The sequence below is a fragment of the Paraburkholderia edwinii genome (assembly GCF_019428685.1).
GTDB classification, from domain to species: Bacteria; Pseudomonadota; Gammaproteobacteria; order Burkholderiales; family Burkholderiaceae; genus Paraburkholderia; species Paraburkholderia edwinii.
In genome coordinates, this window is sequence record NZ_CP080096.1 from 451925 (window position 1) to 477623 (window position 25699).

The 25699-nt window shown below is 61.5% G+C and carries 27 protein-coding genes; 8 read left to right on the top strand and 19 right to left on the bottom strand.

What is annotated here, in order from left to right; all coding sequences use genetic code 11:
• Nucleotides 1-45 precede the first annotated feature (45 nt).
• A complete protein-coding gene (locus KZJ38_RS23810) occupies nt 46-528 on the bottom strand; it encodes a VOC family protein (protein ID WP_219802146.1) in 483 nt (160 codons plus the stop codon).
• Nucleotides 529-886: 358 nt separating this feature from the next.
• Here KZJ38_RS23810 and KZJ38_RS23815 point away from each other — a divergent pair, with 358 nt between their 5' ends.
• Complete coding sequence (locus KZJ38_RS23815; protein ID WP_343223910.1) at nt 887-1375, top strand: low affinity iron permease family protein; 489 nt, start codon at nt 887-889, stop codon at nt 1373-1375.
• Between the two features lie 36 nt (nt 1376-1411).
• On the opposite strand, the gene KZJ38_RS23820 is transcribed toward KZJ38_RS23815, so the two are convergent.
• The 5 genes from KZJ38_RS23820 to KZJ38_RS23840 form a co-directional block, all read right to left on the bottom strand.
• On the bottom strand, nt 1412-2317 hold the full coding sequence (locus KZJ38_RS23820; RefSeq protein ID WP_425518408.1) for an alpha/beta fold hydrolase: 906 nt from the start codon (nt 2315-2317) through the stop codon (nt 1412-1414).
• A gap of 305 nt (nt 2318-2622) precedes the next feature.
• Nucleotides 2623-3915: an RNA polymerase sigma factor gene (locus KZJ38_RS23825; RefSeq protein ID WP_219802147.1), complete on the bottom strand. Its 1293-nt coding sequence runs from the start codon at nt 3913-3915 to the stop codon at nt 2623-2625.
• Between the two features lie 8 nt (nt 3916-3923).
• Nucleotides 3924-4364 (bottom strand): VOC family protein, encoded by a 441-nt coding sequence (locus KZJ38_RS23830; RefSeq protein ID WP_219802148.1) that lies wholly within the window; start codon nt 4362-4364, stop codon nt 3924-3926.
• A gap of 87 nt (nt 4365-4451) precedes the next feature.
• Complete coding sequence (locus KZJ38_RS23835) at nt 4452-4865, bottom strand: YciI family protein (RefSeq protein WP_219802149.1); 414 nt, start codon at nt 4863-4865, stop codon at nt 4452-4454.
• 188 nt (nt 4866-5053) lie between these two features.
• Nucleotides 5054-5407, bottom strand: coding sequence for a YciI family protein (locus tag KZJ38_RS23840; protein ID WP_219802150.1), 354 nt, complete (start codon nt 5405-5407; stop codon nt 5054-5056).
• A 662-nt stretch (nt 5408-6069) separates the two neighbouring features.
• Between KZJ38_RS23840 and KZJ38_RS23845 the strand changes: the two genes are divergently transcribed.
• The gene (locus tag KZJ38_RS23845; RefSeq protein ID WP_219802151.1) at nt 6070-7191 is read left to right on the top strand and encodes a porin; all 1122 of its coding nucleotides are present in this window, start codon (nt 6070-6072) and stop codon (nt 7189-7191) included.
• 127 nt (nt 7192-7318) lie between these two features.
• Here KZJ38_RS23845 and KZJ38_RS23850 read toward each other — a convergent pair whose 3' ends face one another.
• The 6 genes from KZJ38_RS23850 to KZJ38_RS23875 all read right to left on the bottom strand — a co-directional run bounded on the left by KZJ38_RS23850 (nt 7319) and on the right by KZJ38_RS23875 (nt 16297).
• Nucleotides 7319-7786, bottom strand: coding sequence for an SRPBCC family protein (locus KZJ38_RS23850; RefSeq protein WP_219802152.1), 468 nt, complete (start codon nt 7784-7786; stop codon nt 7319-7321).
• 210 nt (nt 7787-7996) lie between these two features.
• Nucleotides 7997-9136 carry an aromatic ring-hydroxylating oxygenase subunit alpha gene (locus KZJ38_RS23855; protein ID WP_219802153.1) on the bottom strand — a complete coding sequence of 380 codons (1140 nt, stop codon included), beginning with the start codon at nt 9134-9136 and terminating at the stop codon, nt 7997-7999.
• A 323-nt stretch (nt 9137-9459) separates the two neighbouring features.
• Nucleotides 9460-11004 (bottom strand): glycosyltransferase family 2 protein, encoded by a 1545-nt coding sequence (locus tag KZJ38_RS23860; RefSeq protein ID WP_219802154.1) that lies wholly within the window; start codon nt 11002-11004, stop codon nt 9460-9462.
• Nucleotides 11004-11618 carry a cytochrome b gene (locus KZJ38_RS23865; RefSeq protein WP_219802155.1) on the bottom strand — a complete coding sequence of 205 codons (615 nt, stop codon included), beginning with the start codon at nt 11616-11618 and terminating at the stop codon, nt 11004-11006. Before KZJ38_RS23865 ends, KZJ38_RS23860 begins: the two co-directional genes overlap by 1 nt.
• A gap of 195 nt (nt 11619-11813) precedes the next feature.
• Nucleotides 11814-12731, bottom strand: coding sequence for a LysR family transcriptional regulator (locus KZJ38_RS23870; protein ID WP_219802156.1), 918 nt, complete (start codon nt 12729-12731; stop codon nt 11814-11816).
• Nucleotides 12732-12817: 86 nt separating this feature from the next.
• Entirely contained in the window at nt 12818-16297 is a 3480-nt protein-coding gene (locus tag KZJ38_RS23875) for an enterotoxin A family protein (RefSeq protein WP_246642140.1), read from the bottom strand.
• Between the two features lie 201 nt (nt 16298-16498).
• Here KZJ38_RS23875 and KZJ38_RS23880 point away from each other — a divergent pair, with 201 nt between their 5' ends.
• Complete coding sequence (locus tag KZJ38_RS23880) at nt 16499-16780, top strand: hypothetical protein (RefSeq protein WP_219802158.1); 282 nt, start codon at nt 16499-16501, stop codon at nt 16778-16780.
• 69 nt (nt 16781-16849) lie between these two features.
• Here the strand turns inward: KZJ38_RS23880 and KZJ38_RS23885 are convergent, their stop codons facing one another.
• The 3 genes from KZJ38_RS23885 to KZJ38_RS23895 all read right to left on the bottom strand — a co-directional run bounded on the left by KZJ38_RS23885 (nt 16850) and on the right by KZJ38_RS23895 (nt 19732).
• Nucleotides 16850-17179 carry a thioredoxin family protein gene (locus KZJ38_RS23885; RefSeq protein WP_219802159.1) on the bottom strand — a complete coding sequence of 110 codons (330 nt, stop codon included), beginning with the start codon at nt 17177-17179 and terminating at the stop codon, nt 16850-16852.
• Between the two features lie 132 nt (nt 17180-17311).
• Nucleotides 17312-18433 carry a 3-deoxy-7-phosphoheptulonate synthase gene (locus tag KZJ38_RS23890; RefSeq protein WP_219802160.1) on the bottom strand — a complete coding sequence of 374 codons (1122 nt, stop codon included), beginning with the start codon at nt 18431-18433 and terminating at the stop codon, nt 17312-17314.
• Nucleotides 18434-18673: 240 nt separating this feature from the next.
• On the bottom strand, nt 18674-19732 hold the full coding sequence (locus KZJ38_RS23895) for an alpha/beta fold hydrolase (protein WP_246641974.1): 1059 nt from the start codon (nt 19730-19732) through the stop codon (nt 18674-18676).
• Nucleotides 19733-20068: 336 nt separating this feature from the next.
• Between KZJ38_RS23895 and KZJ38_RS23900 the strand changes: the two genes are divergently transcribed.
• Complete coding sequence (locus KZJ38_RS23900) at nt 20069-20266, top strand: DUF3562 domain-containing protein (RefSeq protein ID WP_219802162.1); 198 nt, start codon at nt 20069-20071, stop codon at nt 20264-20266.
• A gap of 15 nt (nt 20267-20281) precedes the next feature.
• A complete protein-coding gene (locus tag KZJ38_RS23905; protein ID WP_219803595.1) occupies nt 20282-20755 on the top strand; it encodes a GNAT family N-acetyltransferase in 474 nt (157 codons plus the stop codon).
• Between the two features lie 50 nt (nt 20756-20805).
• Here KZJ38_RS23905 and KZJ38_RS23910 read toward each other — a convergent pair whose 3' ends face one another.
• The 3 genes from KZJ38_RS23910 to KZJ38_RS23920 form a co-directional block, all read right to left on the bottom strand.
• The gene (locus tag KZJ38_RS23910) at nt 20806-21387 is read right to left on the bottom strand and encodes a DUF3501 family protein (protein ID WP_219802163.1); all 582 of its coding nucleotides are present in this window, start codon (nt 21385-21387) and stop codon (nt 20806-20808) included.
• Between the two features lie 28 nt (nt 21388-21415).
• Complete coding sequence (locus tag KZJ38_RS23915; RefSeq protein ID WP_219802164.1) at nt 21416-22753, bottom strand: heterodisulfide reductase-related iron-sulfur binding cluster; 1338 nt, start codon at nt 22751-22753, stop codon at nt 21416-21418.
• Between the two features lie 199 nt (nt 22754-22952).
• Nucleotides 22953-23375 carry a rubrerythrin family protein gene (locus KZJ38_RS23920; RefSeq protein WP_219802165.1) on the bottom strand — a complete coding sequence of 141 codons (423 nt, stop codon included), beginning with the start codon at nt 23373-23375 and terminating at the stop codon, nt 22953-22955.
• 230 nt (nt 23376-23605) lie between these two features.
• Between KZJ38_RS23920 and KZJ38_RS23925 the strand changes: the two genes are divergently transcribed.
• Complete coding sequence (locus KZJ38_RS23925) at nt 23606-23965, top strand: DUF3564 domain-containing protein (protein ID WP_219802166.1); 360 nt, start codon at nt 23606-23608, stop codon at nt 23963-23965.
• Between the two features lie 186 nt (nt 23966-24151).
• On the opposite strand, the gene KZJ38_RS23930 is transcribed toward KZJ38_RS23925, so the two are convergent.
• Nucleotides 24152-24508, bottom strand: coding sequence for a GFA family protein (locus KZJ38_RS23930; protein ID WP_219802167.1), 357 nt, complete (start codon nt 24506-24508; stop codon nt 24152-24154).
• 147 nt (nt 24509-24655) lie between these two features.
• Between KZJ38_RS23930 and KZJ38_RS23935 the strand changes: the two genes are divergently transcribed.
• Nucleotides 24656-25405 carry a DNA/RNA non-specific endonuclease gene (locus KZJ38_RS23935; protein WP_219802168.1) on the top strand — a complete coding sequence of 250 codons (750 nt, stop codon included), beginning with the start codon at nt 24656-24658 and terminating at the stop codon, nt 25403-25405.
• Nucleotides 25398-25655, top strand: a complete 258-nt coding sequence (locus tag KZJ38_RS23940) for a hypothetical protein (protein ID WP_219802169.1) — start codon at nt 25398-25400, stop codon at nt 25653-25655. The genes KZJ38_RS23935 and KZJ38_RS23940 overlap by 8 nt, the downstream gene beginning before the upstream one ends.
• Nucleotides 25656-25699: the final 44 nt, after the last annotated feature.

Consider the following 25699-nt stretch of genomic DNA (forward strand, 5'->3'; position numbering starts at 1 on the left):
GGTTAGTGCCCGCTGTTCAGTGCCGTTAGCGCCGTCGTGCGCCGCTCACTGCTGCGACTGCTTCATCATTTCCTGCATCCCCGCCTGTATTTCCTCGGGCGACAGATCGACCTTGTGTGTCGCGACCGACCAGCGGTGACCGAACGGATCTTCGAGCTGGCCGTAGCGGTCGCCCCAGAACATGTCCGCGGCGGGCATCGTGACCTTCGCGCCGGCTTTCTCCGCTTGCGCGATGGTTGCGTCGACGTTGTCGACGTAGAGGTGGATCGTGACGGGCGAGCCCTTCAACGCCTTCGGTCCGAGGCCGCCGCCGCACTCGGGCATCTCGTCGGCGATCATCAGTGCCGAGTCGCCGATTTTCAGCGATGCGTGCATCACCTTGCCGCCGGGCCCCGGCAAACGGACCTGCTCGACCGCGTTGAATGCCTTCTTGTAGAACTCGATCGCGTCGGCGGCGCCGGCGCAGACGATATGCGGGGTCAGCGAATGCATGCCTTCGGGGATGGTTCTCGTGGCTGGCTTGGACATAGTCGTGGCTCCTGTCTATCGACGAATGAATAGGGTGGCGAAGCGTCACCGGGATACCGTGGCTTCATCACGACGACGAGTAGGCCACCGTAAGATCGACATAAGCAAGCGGAAATTTTCTATGCGGCGGCGTCCACCATCATTCTCATTCGATGCAGATTGCATGCGCCGCGGTGCTGCACTGCAATGGCAAGTCCGGCACGCAATGTGCAAAGGCATCGACAGAGGCTTGCTAGTCGGGCGTCAGAACGCAGGGGGCCGAAGGCCCTGCCGATGGGTCCCGCCGATTCATGTTGCCGATGAGAGGTATTTCGTGACCAAAAACTGGTTCTCCCAATTTTCGACCGGGCTCTCGACGATGGCGGGCAGGCCGGTCACGTTCGTGATCGCGGCAGTGCTTGTGGTCGTGTGGGCGGCAAGCGGGCCGTTGTTTCACTTTAGTGACACATGGCAACTCGTTATCAATACCTCGACGACGATCGTCACGTTTCTGATGGTGTTTTTGATCCAGAACACACAGAACCGCGACACTGCGGCGATGCAGATCAAGCTCGACGAACTGATACGCGCGCTGTCAGGCGCGCATAACGCGCTGCTCGATCTCGAAGAACTCGATGAAAAGGATTTGACGCGGTTTCGCAAGCGTTACGAGCAGCTTGCCGAGGAGGCGCGCGGCGCGCTGCGCTCGGGCGGCACCGATACCGATTCGCCGTTTGTCGAGGATCGGCCCGATAACGAGAGTAAGGACGACGCGCAGAAACGGCGGCGCCGTAGTCCCGCCGGTGAGCGGGACTACCAGGACGAGCGCGAGAAGGGGCGCGAGGAGAACACGCGTACTGGAAAATAAACAGGCCGCTGCGGGTTACCGCCCGGCCTGCGTCGCTCACGCGGAAACCGTTCTGAGCAATTTGTCGATCGCGATCGCGATTTCGTCGACATGCGTTTCAAGCGCGAAATGGCCCGTGTCGAGCATCTCGACGGTCGCATCCGGATTGTCGCGCCGATAGGCGTCCGCGCCCGGCGGGATAAAGAACGGATCGTGCTTGCCCCAGATCGCGAGCGTCGGCGGCCGGAAATCGCGGAAGAACTGCTGAAACGCGGGGTACAGCTTCAGGTTCGACGCGTAGTCGAGGAACAGGTCGAGCTGGATTTCCTTGTTATTGCCGCGCTCGAACAGCAAGGCGTCGAGCGTGTATGTCTCGGGCGCGACCGCATCCGGGTCCTTCACACCATGCACGTATTGCCAGCGCGTGCCTTCGAGCGTCAGCACCGCGTCGCGCACGACCGCACGGTTCGCTTCGCTCGGATCCGCCCAGTACGTGCGAATCGGGCCCCACGCATCGCCGAGCCCTTCCTCATACGCATTGCCGTTCTGCGAGATCAGCGCGCTCACGCGCTCCGGATGCGCGAGCGCCAGCCGCAAGCCAACCGGTGCGCCGTAGTCGAACACGTAAAGCGCGTAGCGCGTGAGCTTCAGCGCGGCGACGAATGCTTCAACCGTTTTCGCGAGATTGTCGAAGCTGTGGCGGTAATTGCGTTCGGCCGGCACCGTCGTAAAACCGAAGCCGGGCAGGTCCGGCGCGATCACACGGTAGCGCGATGCAAGACGCGGCATCAGTTCGCGGAACATCAGCGACGACGCCGGAAAACCGTGCAGCAGCAATAGCACCGGCGCATCGGCAGGGCCCGCTTCGCGGTAGAACACATCGATGCCGTCGGCTTCAATGCGCTTCGTCATAACACGGGGAATAGCGGGCAATCCGGCTTGCTGCAACGCTGCTGTCGACATGGTGAGCTCCAGGGTTTGACACGGGTTTCTTCAAGTTACGTACGTGGACCGCTCGACTTTTGAAACCTGTAAATTTGACAAATCACGGTTACGCATTGCGGACATAATAGTCTCGCTGTGTAACTTGTCAACTTCAATTTTGCAGGTTACAGATTTGCGTTTAAAGACGCGCGCCTGCGCAGGCGCAAGCTCATGCGCGTGAACGCGGAAGCAGATTCTGGAAGCGAACGCGGATGCCAGCGCGCCGCCGATCGAGCGCGTCGATTCAGTGCGTGCGGATTGATGGGATTGCGCGGGGTCGAGTCTCAGTGCTTATCGTGCGGATTGCCGGTCATCTGTTGCGCGCGCTCGAGGAGGAGCTCGCGCTCGCGCGCGTTGCGCGTCATCGCTGCCGCGCGTTCGAATTCGCCGCGTGCTTCTTCGCGCCGCCCGAGCTTGGCAAGCAGATCGCCGCGCACGCTGGGAAGCCAGTGGTAATGCGCAAGCGCCGGATCCGCACTAAGCGCATCGACAATCTCGAGTCCCGCGGCCGGACCGAACGCCATGCCGACCGCCACCGCACGATTCAACTCGACGACCGGTGACGGCGCGACTTGCGCGAGCGCGTCGTAAAGCGCGACGATTCGCTCCCAGTCGGTTTCCTCCGCGGTACGCGCGCGTGCGTGGCACGCGGCGAGCGCCGCTTGCAACGTATAGACGCCGCTGCCGCCGCCGAGCGACTCGGCTCGCTCGAGCGCAGCGAGGCCGCGGCGAATCAGTAACGGGTCCCAACGGCCGCGGTCCTGATCGAGCAGCAGCACGGGCTTGCCTTGTGCGTCGAGGCGTGCGCGAAGGCGCGACGCCTGAATCTCCATCAACGCGGCAAGACCATGTGCCTCGCTTTCATCGGGCACGAGTCCGACCAGCACGCGACCGAGCCGCAGCGCTTCTTCGCACAATGTCGGACGCATCCAGTCGTCGCCGGCCGTGGCCGAATAGCCTTCGTTGAAAATCAGATAGATCACTTCGAGCACCGACGCGAGCCGCACGGCGCGCGCGTCGGCCTGCGGCACTTCGAACGGCACCTTCGCGGCCGACAGCGTGCGCTTCGCGCGTACGATGCGCTGCGCGATGGTCGGCTCCGGCACGAGAAACGCACGCGCGATCTCGTCGGTTGTCAGGCCGCCCAACAGGCGCAGCGTCAACGCGACACGCGCGTCGGTGGACAGCACCGGATGGCACGCGGTGAACATGAGCCGCAGCAGGTCGTCGCCGATGTCGTCTTCGCGCGCGGCGTCGAGCGCATCGACGAAGTCGGGCACGAGGTGCGCCTCGAGCGCGTCGAGATCGTGGCCGAGTTCTTCGCGCTTCCTCGCGTGCAGCGCCTCCTGGCGCCAGCGGTCGAGCGCGCGGTTCTTTGCGGTCGCCATCAGCCACGCTCCCGGGTTGTCGGGCACGCCGGATTCAGGCCAGTGCTCGAGCGCAGCGACGAGCGCATCCTGCGCCAGTTCTTCGGCCACGCCGACGTCGCGCACGATTCGCGCGACGTGCGCGATAACCTTCGCGGATTCGATCCGCCACACCGCGTCGATCGCACGATGCGTCTCGGCCGTCGACACGGCCGGCCTCAACGAGCGTCCGGCGCAGCCGACACCGCGGTCTGGTCCGGCATCGGCACATTCGGGTCCATAAAGGCGAGTTCCCAGATATGGCCGTCCGGGTCTTCGAACCCGTGGCTGTACATAAAGCCGTAGTCCTGCGGCTTGCGCGGCGCCGAACCGCCCGCCGCGATCGCCTTGGCCACGAGACCGTCGACTTCGTCGCGGCTGTCGCACGACAGGCAGATCAGCGCCTCCGTGCTTTTCGATGCATCGACGAGCGGCTTGCTCGTGAAGTTGCTGAAGAACGGTTTTGTCAGCAGCATGGTGAAGATGTTTTCACCGACGATCATGCAAGCGGCGTTCTGGTCGGTGAACTTCGGCTCGAACGTAAAGCCGAGCTTTGCGAAGAACGACTTCGAGCGTTCGAGATCGTCGACTGCGATGTTCAGGTATATCTGCTTGTGCATCGTGTGCCTCGCTTGAGTGGTCTGTGTAGCTGGAGTGACTTGAGTGCTTCAAGTACCTTCGGTAGCTTCGGTGGCTTCCCGGCGGCTTCAGTGATTCGTGCCTTCGAGCTTGCGGAAACGGTCCATCGACGGACTCGGTTCGAAATCGTCGAGCCCGAAGAGCTGACGCACCTCGATTTCACCCTCCGCATCGTCGCCGAACGGCGCCGGAAAACGCCGCGCCCACTCCATCGCTTCCTCGCGGGAGCGCACCTGGATCAGCGTGTAGCCGGCCAGCAGTTCCTTGGTCTCGGCGAACGGCCCGTCGATAACCGTGCGCCGGCCGCCTTCATAGCGGATACGCCAACCCTTTGAGGTGGGCTGCAGGCCGCTCGCGTCGAGCAGCACGCCCGCCTTCGCCAGTTCCTCGTGATAGGTCGCCATTGCCGCGATCAACGCTTCTTCCGGCATCTTGCCGGCTTCGCTGTCCGCGTTCGCCTTCACCATGATCATGAATCGCATCGCCGTTTCTCCTTGTTTGTCCACGCCGGTTTGTCGAGCCCGGTTTGTGCCGACAGGCGGAGCCGCAAGCCGCGTGAACCCGCTTGTTCAGCGACTCCTTGCCAGCACGACGAATCAGCAGCGACAAGATCGACATGCGCGAAACGGCGCACGCACCAGGGGAAACCCGTGGATCAGCGACGTGTGGTCTATTCGTAGCAAGGCGCGAGCTTACGGACTTCGATCGTGCACCACCGTGCGGCCGGACACTCGGCGGCAAGCGAGAGCGCTTCGTCCTGCGTTTCGCAGTCCACCAGAAAGAAGCCGCCGATCATTTCCTTCGCTTCGGCGAAAGGACCGTCGACGACGCGCGCCTTGCCGTCATGCACCTGCAGCCGCTTGCCTTTCTTCGCAGTGGCAAGCGATTCGGCTGAGATCAGCACGCCGCGCTCGTTCAGCGTGTCGCGGTAACGCACCATTTCAGCAAAGACCTCGCGGCCGGCGACTTCGCCACGTTCGTCGCGCTGATCGACGGGTTCGACGATGAGCAGCATATAAGCCATGGAACCTCCGATGAAAACATTGCTGCAACGTTGCCGTCGCGCATGCGGCGGCCCACTTTCGGCTTGCGAAGGCAGTCTAGCAAGCAGATGCCGCGTGCGGCAAACGCGTCGTTGCGATGGCGCGGCACGCCTGATCGCCAAATTGTAAAAGCCAGCAAAATATGCAAATAAATGCCAAACACCGATTCAACGACACATATGATCTACGAATGTTTTTGACATTTCAATTGGCCGAATGGCCTAGGACGTTTCTTATTAATATCTGAGTCAGTCGCTCAGACTTATAAAGCATTAGTATAAATTTGCACTTTCTCTAACTTTCTGTTTTTTAGAGATAAATTCAATTAATTTCAGCACACCGCTCATCACTCGTTGCCATCAAACAACGCTGCAATAAATCTCAAAAATAAAGCCCCATTTATTTGAGATGAACAAATTCATTATAAACAAAATCCTATCAGCCATTTACTGATTTATTTCTTGTTTAGCAAAACTCAATTGCCAATTCTTTTGGAAAAAACGATTAGGGAGCCTACCTATACTGCGGCCGTTCCCCAGACAGGGAATGGACCGGCCTTGTCATAGGCCGGCTACATGTGTCGCGCGCCGGGCTCCGGCGCGCCGATGCGTGATCCACAGAACACCGAAGGAAGGAAGCTCAGATGAAAAAAACCATGATCGTCGCGGCCGCTGCCGCATCATTCGTTCCGCTCGCGCACGCTCAAAGCAGTGTCACCTTGTACGGCGTGATCGACGCAAGCTTCACGTACGTCAACAATGTCGACGGCAGTGGGCGCGCCTCGGTGGGTAACGGTATTGACCAGAGCCGCTGGGGCCTGCGCGGTGTCGAAGACCTGGGCGGCGGGCTGAAAGCTGTCTTCACGCTCGAGAGCGGTTTTGACGTCGGCAATGGCAAGCTCGCTAACGACGGCTCGCTGTTCAACCGTCAGGCGTATTTCGGTCTGTCGAGCGACTTCGGTACCGTCACGTTCGGCCGCCAGTGGGACTCCATGCAGGACTACGTCGCACCGCTCTCCGCAACGGGCAGCTGGGGCGGCACCCTGTTCGCGCACCCGTTCAATAACGACAATCTGAATACAAACGGCGGCTACCCGGTCAATAACGCGATCAAGTACGCGAGCCAGGACTACGGCGGCTTCAAATTCGGCGGCACATATGGCTTCTCGAACAACGCAAGCTTCGCGAACAACCGGGAATACAGCTTCGGCGCGGCATATCAGTACGGCGGGCTCCGCGTTGCCGCCGGCTACGCACAGCAGAACAATCCGGGCGCTACGACAAACGGCGCGTCGACCGACCCGGGCCAAGTCGCAACATACAACGCTATCGGCGGATTCCGTCAGCGCGAATTCGGCGTGGGCGCGAGCTACGCGTTCGGCCCGGCGCAGGTCGGCGTGGTGTGGACGCAATCGCGTCAGGACAACATCGCGGTCTCCGCTGGCTCGTCTGGACACATGAACAACTACGAAATCAATGCGAAGTACAACTTCACGCCAGCATTGAGCGGCGGCCTCGCTTACACGTATACGGACGGCGACTACAACGTGGCGGGTGTGAAGACGAACGTGGGCCATCTCCATCAGATCGGCGCCATGGTCGACTACTCGCTGTCCAAGCGGACCGACGTGTACACGCAAGTGGTCTATCAACGCGCAACCGGAGATGAAATCGGCGCCGCGGCCATCTATTACGGCAGCGCGCAGCGTCCGTCGTCCTCGCAGAATCAGGCCGCTATCTCGATGGGCATGCGTCATCGCTTCTGATCGGACATCGCAAGCGGCTAAGCCGCTTGTTGCCTGAGTTCCGGGTGCAGCTTGTACGCTCCTGTGTTTCAACGAACGCAGGAGCTTTTGTTCTTTTAGGAATTCGTCGCAACGCAAATGCGTGCGATCAACGCGCCGCCAACCGCTTCAATTCCGCCGCGAGCCGGTCGAAGCTTTCCCTGTTCGCCTTCAGCGCGAAGGTCTTTACCTGATCGCGCACGGCTGCCGTCTCGAACACCATCTGGTAGGTCAGTTTGGTCTTGCCGCCAGCTTCATCGAACGACACAATCACCTTGAAATGCGGCCCGGACACGTGGTCGAACACAATCCGCGCGGGTGCGGCGATCTCGACAAATACGCTGTGGTTTTTATAGTCGACGCCGTCTGGCCCGTGCATCACGAAACGCCAGTTTCCGCCGGGCTGCAGGTCGAATTCGTGGAAGGTGTTACGAAAGCCCTTCGGCCCCCACCAGCGGGCGAGGCGCACCGGGTCTGTCCATGCGTTGAAGACGCGCTCGCGCGAGGCGTCGAAGGTACGCGTCGAAATGATTTCCAGGTCAGGAACGGATGCGTTCTCTTCAGTTGCGTCGGGCATGGCGCGGCCTCCTCGAACGACAGCGCGGACACCCGCGCATCGAACGCGAATGCCCTGAAGGCAGCATAACGCAACGCGACACAGTGGAGCAGTCACGCGCGTCGCGGCGACCGCGTCAGACGAAGTTGCACGCGGCCGCGCGTCGCGATACGCCGAGCATCGCCGCGCATCACGGCGTATCGTTCGGTCAGCGCGAGAAACGCGCGCCGCTCAACTCGCGCAAGGCTGCGCCGCCGCTTCTGTTTCGACCGGTTCGATTGGCACGATGCGGCGCACCGGCGGCGCGCCGCATTGGCGCAGCAGATCGCGCAGTTCGTTGATGACCGGGAACACCTCGTGGTTCCAGTCCGCGCCCTGCGCGTCGTGCGCTTCCTGCTCGCGCTCGACGATCCAGCGGTCTTCCTTGAAGATGCGCTCGGTGAACCACACGAGCAGCGGCCACGCGGCATCGAGCAGGAACCCGAGCTTCGGCCGCTTCACGGAGAGCAACCCGAACGTGCGATTCGTGCGTTGTTCGGCGTCGAGCGGTACGTAGATGATCCACAGGTCCATCACGAGCGTGCCCTCGGACGTGCGAATCTGCAGCGTCTGGTAAGGGTACTGCGTGCGGATCGTCATCACATCCTTATGCTTCTTTTTCGTGCCCTGCCGGCTCTGGCCGAACACGAGCGCTTCGCCGATCGGCTGCTGGCCCGCTTCGCGCGAGAACGTGTAGTCGACCTCGACCCAGTCGTCGCCGCGGCGGCGGCCGAGCGAACGCGCGCGCATCTGGCCCATCTGCCGGCGGTGCAGGAACTGATGGTTCATATCCATCAGGTTCTCGTGCATGAACGAGTAATGACATGCCACTTCGCGGCCGAAGCGGCGCGTCTTGTACTTCCTGTTCGCGACCGAACCGAGCGGCGGCAGCGGCGTCGTTTCGGCGAGTTCGGCTTTGCCGGGGAACACGAAGATGAGTCCTTCCACTTCGCGGCACGGATACGAGCGCACGCCATTGGGCAGCCGTTCGCGGCCCAGATACGGCACGTCGATGCAGCGCCCCGTGCAGTCGTAGGTCCAGCCGTGGTAGCAGCAGCGGATCGCTTCGCCGTCGACTACGCCGCCGTGCAACGGCACCTGACGGTGCGCGCAGCGGTCTTCGAGGGCGAACACCTTGCCCGACTCGGTGCGCACGAGCACGATCGGCTCGCCGGCAAAGCGCACGCCATGCGCCTTGCCGCGCTTCACTTCGTGCGACCACGCGAGCGGATACCAGTTGTCAGGGTGAATGTGAACGCGGCGCAAATCGCGCACCGGTGCTCCCGCGGGCGTTTCGACTGTGCTGCTTTCCACAGGACTGACTGCGTGCATGTGTGCCGCCCTCCTCTAGCGACCTGAGCCTCCGACTATTTAATAGCCGAAGTCAACAAGCTTTCTATTGAATTACTGAGTTAGCTGCTCAGTCTACTAGAAGTCCGCGTGCTTTTTGACAATTCGAGAAAATGCACGCCTGCGGAAGCCGGTGGAACCGTGATCGGGCAGGGTATCTGCGTATGCGGCGAAGCGCCAGGGATGGAAAAACAAAAGCCGCGGCGCATCGCGCACCGCGGCCCTTATTAAAGCAGTATCGAAGAAGAAAGCAGAGGCGCAGGCAGAGGCGAACGGCCTCTACGCGTGCGGCCCATGTGCAGCAGTCATGGCTGTCGGTTGTTACCGTTCGAAGCGAGCAGCCCCGAGCGATGCTGCTTGCCCCACGACTTGCTTCCACGCAGAAAATGGAACCAGCCGAGCACCGCGCCCGTGTGCCGCAGCAACTGGAACGTGAACGGCTCCGCGATCGCCGCGGCCATGGCCGACCACAGGCTCGATCCGGCACGCAGCCCGGTCCAGCGTCGATACAGGTGAATGCTCCAGATGTAGAACGCGAGATCGAGCGCGGTCTTCAGGAAAATCACGCTAAAAATCGACACAACGATGACGCCGTGGCCGCCGAACAGGAATGCGAGCAGCAGCGCGAACGCGGTCAGCCCGTAGACCGGCTGCATCGTGTCGAATGCCTTGACCGGCAGCATCAGCATACCGAGCGTGCCGTAGCGGCGGTTGCCCGTCATGTCGCGATTCCAGTATTGCGTTTCGAGGAAGCCCGCGAACCAGCGGCGCCGCTGCCGCAGGAAGCTCCCAAGCGTGTCGGGCGCGTCGGTTTGCGCATGCGCGTCGCCGACCACGCGAACATCCCAGTCGAGTCCGCGGTCCACCGAATAGCGGCGCAGCCGATGAATCAGCTCGTAGTCTTCGACGAGGCACTGTCCGTCGAAGCCGCCCACCGCCACCAGCGCCTCGCGCCGGAACGACGCGAATGCGCCCGACACGAGCAGCAGGCTGTCCGCGCGCATCCACGCAAAGCGCGAGATGAAGTTGCGCATGTACTCGTACGTCTGGAACCACTGGAACAGACGCCCGCCGACCGACTTGCTGCAGATTGGCACGATAATGCCGGTCGCGGCCACGAGCGTCCCGCTTGCCGCAAATGCCGCGCGCATCGCGCGCGTCGCATCGGGTGCGAGCAGCGTGTCGGCATCGACGGTCATCACCGTTTCGGTCGTCATGCGGTCGATCGCGGCGTTCAGCGCGCGCGCCTTGCCGCCGTGCGGCAGACGCAGCCAGTACAGGTTCGGATAGCGCACACTCGGCGCGCTCAGTTCGCCGAGCGCGGGCGTCGTGAGGCCGTAGCGCGTGGTCAGCAAGGTTTCGGTGCCGTCGGAAGAACCGTCGTCGGCGATCACGATTTGCGCGGGCCCGTCGATCTGTTCGAGCAATGCCGTGAGCGTCACGGGCAGCACCGCGGCCTCGTTATGCGACGCGACGATGATGCCCATCTCGGGCAAGCGGCGTGCGCCGGCCGCCGGTGCGCCAGCCATCGCGCCCGCCTGCGCCATGCGTCGCGCGAGCGGCCACGACTTCAGCGTGACGAAGAACAGCAGCAGCGTGTCGTAGATCACATATGCAAGGCCGGTTGCCCATGCCACCACGCCATGCAGAAAGAATGCACGCGCGAACAGCAGCACCCACAGCGCGGTCACGCTACCGTGAATCAGCCGGCCCGCCCACGTGGCCTGCCGCGGCGTGATGCGCGGCGAAATCGCGGCAAGCGCGTCTTCGAGCGATCGCTTAGGCGTACTGGCAAGGCGCCCGTTCTGCACCTTCGGCGCCTGCGGTTCGATTACGACGTCTGCACACATCAAGGCACCATCCGTTTGATGACCGAATGCCGATCCAGCCACTGATGCTTCAACGCGCCGCCGATATGCATCGCGAGCAGCGCATAAAGCGCATACCCGAACCATGCATGCACCGTGCCGAGCTTGTCGTGGAGCTGGAGCCGTTCCTTGACGGCAGGATCGATATTCATGATGAAGCCGATCCGCGGCCATTCGAAAAGGTGGAAATACTGCATCGGATGTGTCGCCGCGTCCTTCCATGCGGAATCGTGCGCCCAGCCGGAAAGCGGCAAACCGATCATCAGCAGATACAGCAGGAAATGCGCAACGTGCGCGGCCATCCGCTCCCACGCCGGAAACTCGCTCGGCAGCGGCGGTGGCTTATGCGATACGCGCCACAAAATGCGCAGCAGCGCGAGACCGAGCACCGTGATGCCGATCGACTTATGCGTATCGATGACCGGACGCACCCAATCGTCAGGCAGCGAATCCGCGCTCAAGCCAAGCACAACGTTGCAGATGATCAGCAGTGCGATCACCCAGTGCAGCACCATCGCGATGCGCGTGTACTGCGTTGGCTCATTGGCGCGCGGAAGCGCCGTGTGTCCGTGCCGGGACTCGATTCGGGTCGTCATTGGTGTTTTGTAGGAAATAGGGTTGGCGACGAAAGCTATTCGAAATAGACGCACAAGCGACCCGCAAACGTGCGGTCAGATCGCTTGACTGTTTAACGCACAGACTAGCCTTTTTATTCCGGGTTTTCCTGTACGTTGATGTGAATTGGCGGGGTGAATGTGTTTCAGTTCATTGCAAGCTGCACCGAAAGCCGTTCATCGAACGAATGCATCGATGCCCTGCACGAGACGCTTCGCGAGACGCGACTGGCGAAGCTGGTCGATCCACCATTGCAGTGCGCGGCCTTCGTGGTCGCCGCGCCACGCGACGTATAGCACGTTCGGCTCACGCGGGTCAGCCGTCTCTTTCTCGACGAGCTCGCCTCGTTTTAATAGCGACGCAACGCGCTGCCGCGGTAGCCAGCCGACTCCAAGGCCGTCGCGCTGCGCGAGAATCTTTGCGTGCATGGTCGGCACCGCAAGCGACGCCTGACCGCCGACCACGCCGTACGCACGGCCGCTCGCGCGCGACGAATCCGCCACCACGACGCCGCGCTGCTTCGAGATCTGGTCGCGCTTGAGCGGCCCCTTGGCCCCGGCAAGCGGATGGCGCGGCGACACCGCGAACACCCATTCGACGACACCGAGTTCGAACCAGCGCAGGCCGGGAATGGCCGGCGGTTCGTTGGTTGCGCCCACAATCAGATCGGCACGGCCGTCGCGCAACGCTTCCCATGTGCCGCTCAGCACTTCGTGCGTAAAACGCAGCTTCACGCCCGATTGCAGTGCATCGAACGCGTGGACCAACGGCATCAGCGTGTCGAATTCCAGCAGTTCGTCGCTGACTATCCATAGACGGTCTTCCCAGCCGCTCGCGACCTGCCGCACGCGCTGTGTCATGCGAGCGACGTCCTGCATGAGCCGAGCCGCTTCTTCGGCGAGCAACTGGCCTGCCGGCGTCAGCTGCAGGCGATAGCGGCGGCGATCGAACAGCAGCGCGTCAAAGCGCGTTTCGAGCTGACGCGCCGCATGCGATACCGTCGACGGCGCCTTGCCGAGGCGCGCCGCGGCACGCGACAGGCTGCCGCTTTCGCGGATCGCTTCGAGCAGCGTCAATTCTTCATCGGTCAACATGTGCAACTCCGTCGAACGTATCGGGGGCGCACGTATCGTACGGCATGCCTGGGAAACGCGCCCGTGCCGCCGGGAGCGGCAGATTCCTATTGCAGGACGTTGAAAATTGACTTGTGCCGGCTTTCGGCCTGGCGTATCCGCCGCCAGGCTTCGTTTCCAATGCTGTAATTCGATATGACCTGCGCGCTGCTGAATCGCGCCGTGCCAAAATCAGCGTCGAACGCGGCGCGCCAACGGGTCACCCCGTCCAATGTGACCCCCTCGAGTCGTCCCGGCGCAGGCGAGCTCAGATAGATGCCATCCCTGAAGAGCCACGCGGCGTTTCGCGCATAGAGCCAGGCAGACACATCGCGCACATCGGCGGGCGTCATAAGGGCCTGGATGCCCGAGAAAATGCCGTCATAAGGACTGACCGGCACCTTGGTGACAAAGTGCGTCGTGCCGGCCGGCAATGCCGTGTCCGGATCGGTTTCGAAGCGATAGAGTCTGAACTGTCCGCCGGTTTTCCCCTGGAACGTATGCTCGTTGAGCGTAGGCGGCACGGCGGCTGCTCCATCCGGTTTTCTGAGCGCCCAGCGCGAGCGTGCCCCCTCGCGCGTAGCGCTTACGAAAGGCGTCCAGACCGACTTGCCAGTGGTCAGGTACTTGTCGTCTTCACGATGAATCAGATGCGATCCGACACGGTCGAATACGCCGTTCGTGCTGGAGCGGTTCGACGGTCTTGCGCCCAGATAGACATTGCCTGCACCGTTCACGCGCAAAACCTTGTCGTAGTCGTCGGCAACATGCAAGCGCCCGTCATCCCCCATCGTGAACATGTGCCGGCTTTGGGGATCGAGCGCGGACTGCTTGTACGCGCTCGCCACATAAGGCCACCCGCTCCCGGAGATAAAGAGGTGCGTGCGGTTGGCGTCGCCACCGCCATAGGCTTCGATCGAAAATGGGCCGCGATAATCGAGGCCCGATATTTGCCGCATCTCCACATTGCGCACCTTTGCCCACGCCCTATCGTAGAAAAAGGCATGGACCCGATTGGGATCCTCGTTGAATTCCGTCACCCGCCCTTTCTTGCTCCTCGACACCAGCGTCCGGTATCCGGTCTTTTCCCATACGTCGTCTGCGATCGGGAAACGCGCAAGTTGCGGCTGCCTGCCTGCGGTTTCGGTCTGGTTGTATATGTCCCAACGATAAGCAGGATTACGGACGAACTTGCCCGCGACGCCATTCTTCACCTCGCGCCAACCGCGAATCTGCGTATGGTCGATCCGTCCCATCGCCGCGACCTCGGCGTTCTCCGGTTCGCGTGCGTGCGAGTCCAGGGTCGCATTGACATCGACCATATTGGGTGAGGGCGCAACGAAATAGATGAAACCATCGGGCGCCATATTCGCGAGCCTCGCCGCGGCCGTGCGCTCATCGCGAAATGTTCCCAGATAGCCGGCGCTGTCGATCAGGCCAGGTCTCGACGCAAGATCGAAATCGTGCAAGTCGAGGCTGACGTTGCGCAGTATCGTTTGCTCGCAATCGAAGCCGCCGCGTCCGGCGACTTCATTTGGCGTCAACGTCGAAGGCCGGAACAATGCAAACGGCTTACGTTCCTGAGACGGGTCCAGCGATCGCTTCAGATCGACATGCCGTAGAGGGGATTCCGGAATGGTGGCCGAAGGCGCCTCGTAGCCGAAATCCGGTTCAGGAGTCGGGTGCGCCAACGGTGGCGTCTGCGAAGGAATTCCAGTGACACCCAGGAGCCGCTCGACCTCGCCAAGGGATATGTTCGTGGCACGTGAGTCGTGCGGCGCAGGCGTGCCTCGCAGCCCATGCAGCGCGGTCTCATGGTCGTCGTAATGACCGTAGTACACCGTATCGACATGATCGATACCTTGTTCTTCGGGATAGCCTCGCGCCATTGCGCTGCTCAAGGCTGCGGCCAGTTCGTCGAAATTGCCGAGCCTGTAGACGCCACTGGCAGGATCGTGCATCTCATAGCGATCCTGTAAATAATCGGCGGACAAGCCGCGACGCTGCACGACAACCGAATAGCCGTCGCCGGTCCGGGGGCCGGAACTGCTTGCACCTGCATCGCCATCCGGATTCGTTCGCCGCCGTCTGAATGTGAGGCGAATCTCCGCGAGATCATTGCGGTACGCGATACTCGGGTCCTCCGCATCCCGGGAACTGCCGAAGTGCAAACGCAGATCACTAACGAGCTGCTCCGCGGAACTGATTGCTTGACCGCCGCCGCGCCTCGTCCGGTTAGGCAAATCGACGAGGAACGCCTGTCGGTTTTCCGCCTGCAACCGATTGATTTCCTGAATGGACTCCGATCTGCGCGAAGGGTCAGCGAGCCGTTGCCAGATGTAGTCGGTCGCCTCGGTGAGCGTCGGCGCCCGGCCGCGAGCCACTTCACGCAGCGCGTAGTAGCCAATGCCCTGAAACGCATTGGCGATCGAACGAGCCCCGCCGGCAGCGGCCGCCAGCGCTTCGCCCGACAGGGTGTTCGACTCGTCGGCGCTCGCCTCGTAAAGCGACGACGTCACCGACGGTGAATAGGGCAGCTTGCGCAGCGGCGGCGCAATCATCGGCGACGATTGCTGCAAAACTTCGCCTCCAGGCGGTGTCGTCAACCACGGCGAAAAATAGTCGATGCTGTGCGGCTCGGCGCGCAGACCCAGTTCGTCTTCGGAAAACGCGTTTGCCCCATACGCGTTAAGCGCCGCTCGCAACATGGCCGCGTTCTCATATAAAAATGCGCCATTATTTGGATCGAAGACGACGTAGTGTTCCTGCGGAAGTCGTTGCACAAGCAGGGCGTGGCCGTATCGCTCGGCAGATGAAGTGGTCGGGCGCAGAAGAAGGCGGACAAAAGCGATCTCGTTTTCGCGCAATCCGCTGCTCAAAACGGAAGCCATCGATACGACGGAACTTTGGTGCGACCCTCGATGGTCGAACTGCTCGACGCCCCGTAGGCGAAGCCGTTGTAGTCCTAGCGTAGCCGGGTTCAACTGAAATGCGCGGACGCGCATGAACTGGCCATCGGCCTCGCCGCTACGGCGTTTTGTCGTGTCTTTGCGCATGTCCCTCACGACGTCGAGCAGACTGACCGCGGAGTTCACGAGACGCTGGTCGACCCGGCGAATCGCCTCGCGTGACCATCCTTCGCAGGCCGCCTGTCTATTGAATTCGCGCTCTCCCAGATAGTGAATCTGGTCGAATGGGACATACGAAATCGCGGTTTCCCTTAATCCCTCTCCACCACGGCATTCGCGAAACGGCGATGCCTGCACGCATTTTCCCAAGGTGCCGCCGCGGCGTACGCGTGTAGCAGGCGCTGGCTGATCCGGCATGCGTGCCGGCCTTTCCACGCCGCGTGTTCGACTCTGCAGCCGGCCAGCGCCGGCTTGCGACGACGCAGCCGGCGAAGCATTCACGGCCGGTGCGGTCCCGGCGTCGATCGTGACGACGGATGTTGGCTGGATGGGGGCGCCGCTCAAGCTCGAAGCGAACATGCTAACTCCTCGGTCAATTGACTCGCTGGCAAACGCATGGCTGTTATGGCGCAGCGTCATCAAGCAATCCGATCGACACTGCGACGGCGCCCTTCGCGGGAGTTTCCATTGCAGCACCCGCCCGGCCAACGCAGGTGGTACTCGCACACTTCGCGAAGCAGCCCGGATCAGACCACCCTGGCTGATAACAAAGCCGATCCGGCACTGAGGGCGCACCGGTGCGCTAGACTTTCCGCAACGCGAGCCACGAGGAGACGCACAATGATCCGCAAGTCACGCACTGCGTCGCAATTGCAGGACGAAGTCAGCCGGCGCATTCATCGCTTGCCCGACATCGTCGAAGAAGGCGTGAAAATCCGCGTACCGCGGCCGCAATTGCAGGAGCCGGATGCGACCGGCTGCAACTGGGACATGAAGCACTTCGGCAACCTTGCAGGCTATGCGCGCGATGTCGCCGCGATCGTTGCAGCGGTACGCAAGGAATTCAATCTGTCGACGGAAACGAAAGACCTGGGCGGTCTCTTTGACGACGCTTCGCCGTGAAGCGATGGCTATTGAACACGGCTTACGTTTGAGGTCCGCCAACGAAGCAGACAGCGTGAGGCACGGCTTCTATGCCGCGCTCAATGCCGCAAACGCGTCCTCTATCTGTGCGACTTCGGTCGGCCTCACGACGCGCGCAATCTCGGCGCCGTCGCGCATGAAAATCAGCGTCGGCCATAGCTTGACGCGGAACGAACGGCCGAGCGGTCGGCCCGGTCCGTCTTCGATTTTCATATGGCGTGTACCCGGATGCTGCGCGAGCGCTTTTTCGATGGTGGGTTGCGCACCCTTGCAGTAGCCGCACCAGTCAGTGCCGAATTCGACAACGGTTACCCCCGCGAGTGCATCGACTTCGGCGCGCGTCGGCGCGGTCTTCGCATATTCGGTAACGGTGCTCATATTCCCTCGTGCAACGATGTGAAAACCTTAAAAGGCGGACGGCGCACGCGTGTGCGCCTCACCTCCATGTTGCACGGATTCGGCGCCTTTCGCAGAAGCTCGCCAAAGGTGACGCCGCGCCGTGTGCGCCGCCTAGCCGCGTTGACGGCGCGCGCGCACGGCTTGTGCGAGTCCGTCGAGCACCGGCTCGGTCTGCGCCCAGGAGAGGCATGCATCGGTGATCGATACGCCCCGCGCAAGCGGCACGCCCGGCTTCAGGTCCTGCCGGCCCGCTTCGAGATGGCTTTCAATCATCACGCCGATAATGCGACGGTCGCCACCCGACAGCTGTTGCCCGATATCTTTCGCGACTTCCGCTTGCCGCTCGTGCGATTTGCCCGAGTTCGCATGCGAGCAGTCGATCATGACCTGTTCGCGCAGACCGAGTTTGCGCAATGCCGCGCATGCTTCCTCGACGCCCGCGGCGTCGTAGTTCGGCCCTCGCTTGCCGCCGCGCAGGATGACGTGTGCGTCGTCGTTGCCGCGCGTTTCGAAGATCGCGGCCATGCCCATCTTCGTCATGCCCATGAAGGCATGGCTTGCGCGCGCGGCGACGATCGCGTCGGCCGCGATCTGCACACCGCCGTCGGTGCCGTTCTTGAAGCCGATCGGACAGCTCATGCCCGATGCGAGCTGACGATGCGTCTGGCTCTCGGTCGTGCGCGCGCCGATCGCGCCCCATGCGATCAGATCCGCGATGTATTGCGGACTCAGCAGATCGAGGAATTCGGTGGCGGTCGGCAGGCCGAGCTTGCCGATATCGAGCAGCAACTCGCGCGCGCGGCGCAGGCCTTCGTTGATGCGGAAACTGCCGTCGAGACGCGGATCGTTGATGTAACCCTTCCAGCCCACCGTCGTGCGCGGCTTTTCGAAGTACACGCGCATGACGATCAAAAGATCGTCGCGCAATGTATCGGCCTTCGCCTTCAGCAGATGCGCGTATTCGATGGCCTGATCGTGATCGTGAATCGAGCACGGGCCGACGATGATGACCGGCCGGTCATCGCGTCCGTGCAGCACGTTGGCCACTTCGGCGCGGCTTTGCTCGACAAGCGCCTGCACCGCGGGCGAAATCGGCAACTCGTCGAGCAGCAGCGCGGGGGAAATAAGCGGGCGCACCGCGCCGATGCGCGTGTCGTCGATGCGCGTGATGTCCTGGGTGGAATCGGCGGAACCGGCTTCCTGGTCTCGTGTGGGGTTGTCGATGCGGCTCAAGATGTTCTCCGGCTCGGGGCTTCGCGGGCTAGCGGTTGCGTGACTCGTTCGCGACTCATTTTCGCGATTCGTTTTCGCGACCTGCGGTTTTGTGGCGGTTCGCGACGGATTCCGCAACCGCAAAACCTCAATTATCGCATTTCGCAATCGCAGCGAAAGGCGGGCGCAGGGTTGATCCATGGCGCCCGCCTTGCGTCGTGCTTCATGTCACGCCCGCACGTTAGCGTCCCCGCCGCTGCCTCAGCTTCCGTTCATCAACTGCGCGAGATACGGCTTCCACACCTCCGGATGCGCGAGCGTCTGATGCCCGTACGACTGCGCTGTCTCCGGCATCTCGACATAGCGGCCGCCCGCCACTTCACCGATCAGCTTCTGCATGACGTTAAGGTCCGTCGCGTTGATCAGGTCATCGGAAAAATTGACGGCGAACAGGCGTCCGCGGATTTTCGACAACTCGGGCGCCGGGTTGTAGTCCCACGACGATTCGAACCAGTACAACACGTCATTCGCGTCGGTTTTGCCGGCATTCGTGATCAGCGTGTCGACCATCTTCGTCGCCGATTCGCGGTCCGGCGCTTCGGCCTGAATGCGCGCGGGGTTGTTCGTCATCAGCGTGAAGACCGGCATCACGCGCGTCCATTGCGTCGGCTCGGCCGCATAGGCGCCGCCCTGCCAGGCCGGGTCGTTGCGGATCGCGCCGACGATCATCTGCCGCCACATCCAGTTGCGGCCCGCCATCGCGATCGGCTGGCTCGCGATCGGCATCAGCGCGTCGGCCATGCCCGGGTAGCGCTCGCCCCACATCCACGTCTGCATGCCGCCCATCGACGTGCCGAGCACGAGCCGCAAATGCCTGATCTTCAGGCCGTCGACGAGTAGCTGATGGTTCGCCTCGACGACGTCGCCGTAACCGTAATGCGGGAAATTCATCCGCATGCCGTCGCTCGGCTTCGTCGAACCGCCGCGGCCGAGGCCGTCGGGGATCACGATGAAGTAGCGGCTCGCGTCGAGCGGCTGGCCGGGCGCGAAGAGTTCCTTGCGCATCAGCGGCGTCAGATACGCGTTGCTCGTGCCCGTGGTGCCGTGCATCAGGAGCACGGCGTTGGTCACGTCGCCGTGCGTATCGCGCTGCGGAGTACCGAGCGTCACGTAATGGATGCGGATCTCGGGCAGGATCGTGCCGTCCGAGAAATGGAAGTCGCGCGCGACGAAATCGGCCGCGTGCTCGGGAACGGCAGCACTGGCATTGGAAGGCGTTGCAGCAAAAGCGTGATTGGCAAGCGAGAGGGCTGCGAGCATGGCTGCTCGCTTCGCGATCGATCGGATCACTTCGGTCTCCGTTTTGTTGTGAAGATTTTGGAGTGCGATCGTACACGAACGCGGCGCTCGATGTTTATCGATTCGCTGTCTTGCCGCTTTCAATTGTCGCACTGCGTCACCGGGCCGCTATGCGAGTGGCCGTGCGTCGAATATATGTAGTGTCAGTGCAGTTTTGCGGCAGCCCGCGCCACGCTTTGTTCGAACGAAAGATGCGTACCTGATAGTTCGATTCAATTGGTATCCGGACGTTTGGCGACGTGTAATGCGTATTCCCGTGCTCTGCCTTTTTTCTAACCGTTACAACCGGAGAGATTCATGGCCCAGCCACAACTTGACGCCGAAGAAGTCGTCAAGGCAATCGCCGCTGAAACGAACACCCCGCCTGAAACCGTCTCGAAGCTCTATTCCGACACGCTGGCGCAATACCAGTCCGACGGCCGCATTCTCGATTACATGCCGCTGCTCGCTGCCAAGCGAGTGCGAGAGACGCTGCGCCATCCGCCGTCGCGCTAAGCGCGCGTTGCGATGATGAGCGGCCCACTTCTGGTTCGACCTCGGGTTCGTCCCGTCAAGCCCGACGATTTCGACGCATGGCTGCCGCTGTGGGACGGCTATAACCGTTTTTACGGCCGCGCCGGTGCGACCGCGTTGCCGCGCGAAATCACGCAACTGACATGGGCGCGATTTTTCGACGGTTACGAGCCGATGCATGCGCTCGTCGCTGAACGCGACGGCAAGCTCGTGGGCCTCGTGCACTACCTGTATCACCGCAACACGATCATGGCCGGCCCGACCTGTTATCTGCAGGATCTTTTTACCGACGAAGCGGAACGCGGCCAGGGCGTCGGCCGCGCGCTGATCGAACGCGTGTATGAAGAAGCGCGCGCTGCGCGTGCGGAACGTGTGTACTGGCTGACTCACGAGACCAATGCGACGGCGATGCGGTTGTACGACAGCATCGCCGAGCGCTCAGGGTTCGTGGTTTATCGCAAGGCGCTTTGAATTCGTGCTGCAAGTGCTACGCGTGCTGTAGACGCTGCGTTGACGAGAGGTCAACGCAGATCGTTCAGCAACGACGCGCGAACGTTCGCTTCAATTGCCTGCACCGGCACCGGATAGTTCGGGTGATCGCATCCGATCATCAACGCCGCGCCGTCGCGTAAACGCGCCTTCATCGCGGGCGTCAGCTCGAAGCGCGCGAAATGCACGGCGGACGTCTTCTCGTTGTTCTCGCGATCGAGATCTTCGTCGGCAATCGCGTAGACGGGCGCTTCGCCCTCCACCTGAATAAACACGCGATCTTCGATGCCGATAAGCCGCGCAAGCGCCGCGCGCCGCTCGACCTCGTTTTCGTACTCGAGCTGGATCGTCGCTTTCAGATTGCTGCCGTCGGGTACGAGGGGCAAGTACGCTTCGAGCTCGCCCTGAATGCCGTCTTCGTCGAAAATCTTCTCGATGTGCAGCATTTCCTGGATCTGGTAGCGAATCGTCAACTCGTCTTCGAACAGAAACGTCAGGTGGTTACCGAGTTTCACGGTGCGCTGTTTTTTGTGCTCGATCACGCGGCTGCGCATCGTCGTGCGCGACTTCGAATAGTTCTCGAGCGACAACAGGGAGTTCCTTGCGATCGTCATCGGATGTCCTTGCGAAGGATGAGGGGGCTCATAAACCGTAGGCCTTGCGCAGCAGCGTCAGCGGATGCGCGAGTTGCGCCTTCGGCAAACCGTTTTCGTCGATTCCCTGTTCGATATGGTGGCCGGCCAACTGGCAGTCGGACGAGATGTAGTCGGGCTGCGGTTGCGCCATCGCCTTGAAGACCGGCGTGCCGATTTTCATCGCGGTCTGGTGGAACTCCTTTTTTACGCCGAACGTGCCTGCATGTCCGGAGCAACGCTCAACTATCGTTACCTGCGTATCCGGCACGAGCGCCAACGTCTCCGATGTCTTGCGGCCGATGTTTTGTACGCGTGCATGACACGGCACGTGATAGGAGACCTTGCCGAGCGGCGTATTGAAATCGGTCTTGAGCAGGCCATCGCGATGCCGCGACACGAAGTACTCGAACGGATCCCAGAATGCTTCGCTGACCGCGCGCACATCGGCGTCGTCAGGGAACATCAGCGGCAGTTCGTGCTTGTACATCATCACGCAGCTTGGAATCGCGCCGATGATCGCGTAACCGTTACGCGCGTACTTTGCGAGTATCGGCAGATTCTTCTCTTTCTTTTGCGCGACGCCGTCGAGGTCGCCCTGCTCGAGCAGAGGCATGCCGCAACATGCTTCACTGGTGACAAGCTCGTACGGGATATCGTTATGCGCGAGCACTGCAAGCAGATCGTGGCCGATGCCCGGCTCGTTGAAATTCACATAGCAGGTTGCATAAATTGCGATCTTGCCGGGCGTTCGCTCGCCGTCGCGAATCGAGGTCTCACGCGAGCGCTTCGCTGCGCTGCGGAATTTGCGCGATGCAAACGATGGGAGCCATGCATCCTTATCGACACCGAGCGTCTTTTCCATCAATCCGCGCGCCGCGGCCGTATGGTTCACCGCGTTGATGGCTTGCGTGACGACCGGAATGCCCGCGAAATGGCCAAGCGCATCGGTATTCGACAAGAATCTGTCGCGCGTTTTGACCTCGCCGCGCTTATAGCTCGCCGCTTTTGCGCGCAGCATCAAATGCGGAAAGTCGACATTCCACGGATGCGGCGGCACATAGGGGCATTTCGTCATGTAGCAGAGGTCGCATAGATAACATTGATCGACCACCTTGCCGAAATGCGCCTTGTCGACTTCGTGTGCTTCACCAGTGTCGGTTTCGTCGACGAGATCGAACAGCGTCGGGAATGCACCGCACAACGATACGCAACGGCGGCAGCCCGCGCAGATATCGAAGACACGTGTCAGCTCTTCGTCGATAGCGCTCTGATCGTAGAAGCTGTCGGAACGCCAGTCGAGCGCATGCCGCGTGGGTGCTTCGAGACTGCCTTCCTTGTGGGGCATGACGTCAGTCTCCCTTTTCATCATTCTTGTATAAGCAGCGCCGCTTGTGGGGCCGGTCGCACACCAATTGCATACGAATTGCACGCGAAGCAGCGCGAGAAGCTGCGGACAGTTGCCGCAGTTTCTCGCGCAATGCGTGGTGCGTGCCGTTTAGCGAAACGGCATCGAGCGCCAACTCACAGCGCCGGCGTTGGCGTTGTCAATCCACCAGCGAATCGAGCGCTTTCGAATAGCGGTTAGCGTGACTGCGTTCCGCCTTGGCCAGCGTTTCGAACCAGTTGGCGATTTCATCGAAGCCTTCGTCGCGCGCCGTTTTCGCCATGCCCGGGTACATGTCGGTGTATTCGTGCGTTTCACCGGCGATCGCGGCCTCGAGGTTCAGGCGCGACGGGCCGAACGGCAAACCGGTGGCGGGGTCGCCGGACGCCTCGAGATATTCAAGGTGTCCATGCGCGTGACCCGTCTCTCCTTCAGCGGTCGAACGGAACAGCGCCGCGACGTCATTCTGGCCCTCGACGTCCGCTTTAGCGGCGAAATACAGGTAGCGACGATTCGCCTGCGATTCGCCGGCGAATGCGGCCTTAAGGTTGTCCTCGGTTTTGGATCCCTTCAGTTGCGTCATCTGAGCCTCCGTCCATCTCTTGTAGTGTGGGGATCGCGCGTTGGGGAGACGAACACAGTCGCAAGCGACCACGGCTGGACACGCGCGCCTGAGCCGTGCATTAAATCTAGAAGCTCGCTCATGCGTTCCCAATTGTGATTTTCAATCTCGCTGATAGTGGTTTGGGTTGCATAACTTTTCGTCCGACGTAGACTGGTGTAGCGGACGAACCTCTTTGCGAGGAAGTAGAAATGCGGCTGACCATCCTTATCAACGGTTCGGATCCAACCGTCAATCATGACTATGCGGTGCTCTGGCTCGACACCGAGCAGCGCCGCTGGTCCAGAGAAGCCCACGAAGGCGTGCATCTTCCCCCGTGGGGAGAATTGCGCGATCAGGAAGGTGTCACGGCGTTATGCGCGCCGAGCGCAGACGCGCCCCTGTGCACGCTGCAAGGCTTGCACGTCGATCGCAGGCAGCGTGTCAGTTCGTCGCAAGGCGTTGCGGCGTGGGAATCCGAACGCACGCGTTCGACGATGAACGGTTTCTGGCGCCTGCAAGCGGTCGATCGCCAACCGGTAGAAGCGGAAAACAGCATTTTCGGGCGCTGACAGGGTGCCCTCGCCACGCGCGTGCATCGGTCATGCGCGCTGCGCAACAGCCATTCAGAGTGAATGGTGCGATGCGCCGACGGAAGTGCAAAACGCATGACCGCCGGCGCTTCTGTTTTGTCCGCGCGTTTTATCAATCCGTTTCTGATGCAGGCTGCGTTAGCAACGTAAGCGGCATTTGCGGCCTTAGTGACTCGCGCCATCGTATGCGGTAGGTTTTAGCGCTGCCGGATCGACGTTGTCGAGGCATCGCGCATTGATCGCCACCATCCGCGTGCCGTCCGGCATCGCGCCGTACGAATAGGCTTCGACGCCGCATACGCGGCAGAACTGATGCCTGATTACATGCTTGTTGAACAGATACTCCTGCGCCGCACTCTCGTCGGTGCTTAATCTGAAGTGGTCCACCGGCGCAAAGCCAAGAATCAGGCCGCGCTTCCTGCAAATCGAGCAGTTGCATGTGATCGTCTGGTCGAGATCGACGTCGACGGTGAATCGCAAGGCGCCGCAATGGCAGCCGCCCGAATAGTTCTGTTGCGCCATTTTCATCTCCCTTTTTGTGCAGGTTCGGAGCGGATTGCTGCAGTGCAATCGTGCTGATGCGGCCATGCCCCGCGCGACGCTATACTTGCGCACCTTGCCGTTCCTGCCAACCCCCTTTTCCGCGGTTTTTCCTTCCGTTTGCGATCCATGAAGAAGTGGTTTCTTTGCCTGCTCGCCGCGGTCGCGGCACATGCGACGGCGGCGCCGTCCTGCTCCGATTTCACACCGGGTGGCCAGTGGCCCGTGCTGACCAATACCAAGATGGCGCCGAAAACACGCATGCTCTGCTATGCGGATTTTGCGGTGCTGCATTCCGGCATCACACACGGGCCGCTCTGGTCCGCCGAACATCTGACGCGCGACCATATCGAGGCGGCCAAAGATATGACGCGCACGAATCGCTTCTTTGAAGATGCGCGCTTGCCTGCCGGCGAAGGCGCGACGCTCGCCGATTACAAGCGCAGCGGCTTCGATCGCGGCCATATGAGCCCGGCCGGCAACCGCTGGAACGAGGAAGGGATGGCGCAGTCGTTTTCGCTCGCGAATATCGTGCCGCAGAATCGCGAGAACAACGAACGCTTGTGGTCCCGCGTCGAGAGCGCGGTGCGCAAGCTCACGCTGAAATACGACGACACGTATGTCGTCACGGGCCCGATGTTCGTTGGCCAGCAATTGCAGACGATCGGCCCCACTCGCGTGTTTGTGCCGACCCGATTGTTTAAAGTGGTCTACGTGCCGTCGAAGCGTCTTGCGTTCGCTATCGTGGTGGACAATGTCGCGACCAACCGCTACAACATCGAGACCGTGCACGAACTGGAAGCGGCCAGCGGCATCCGCTTCCCGGGCATTCCCGAGAATGTGAAGGACGAGCGGCCAGGAGGGCTCAAAGGTGTTTAACGCATATTCGAACGACGTCGACGTGCTTAGTATTCAGGGCGACGCCATGACCGTCACGAACGGCACGCGGCGGATCGTGCTTAGCGGGACGCTCGAACTGACAAAGGACAAGCGCGGTCTCAAGGCGGCGCTTGCGTTGAAGCAGGCAGTCGACAGCGCGATTGCCGCCTTGCAGGCGCAGGCGAATCTGCCCGAACGCGCGGGGGATGAGCCTGACGCCAAACCGGGAGTGGTCGACAACCCGTTCTGAGTGGCCGCCTGCTGCGCACCCCGCCATGCGAAAAGCATGTGTGA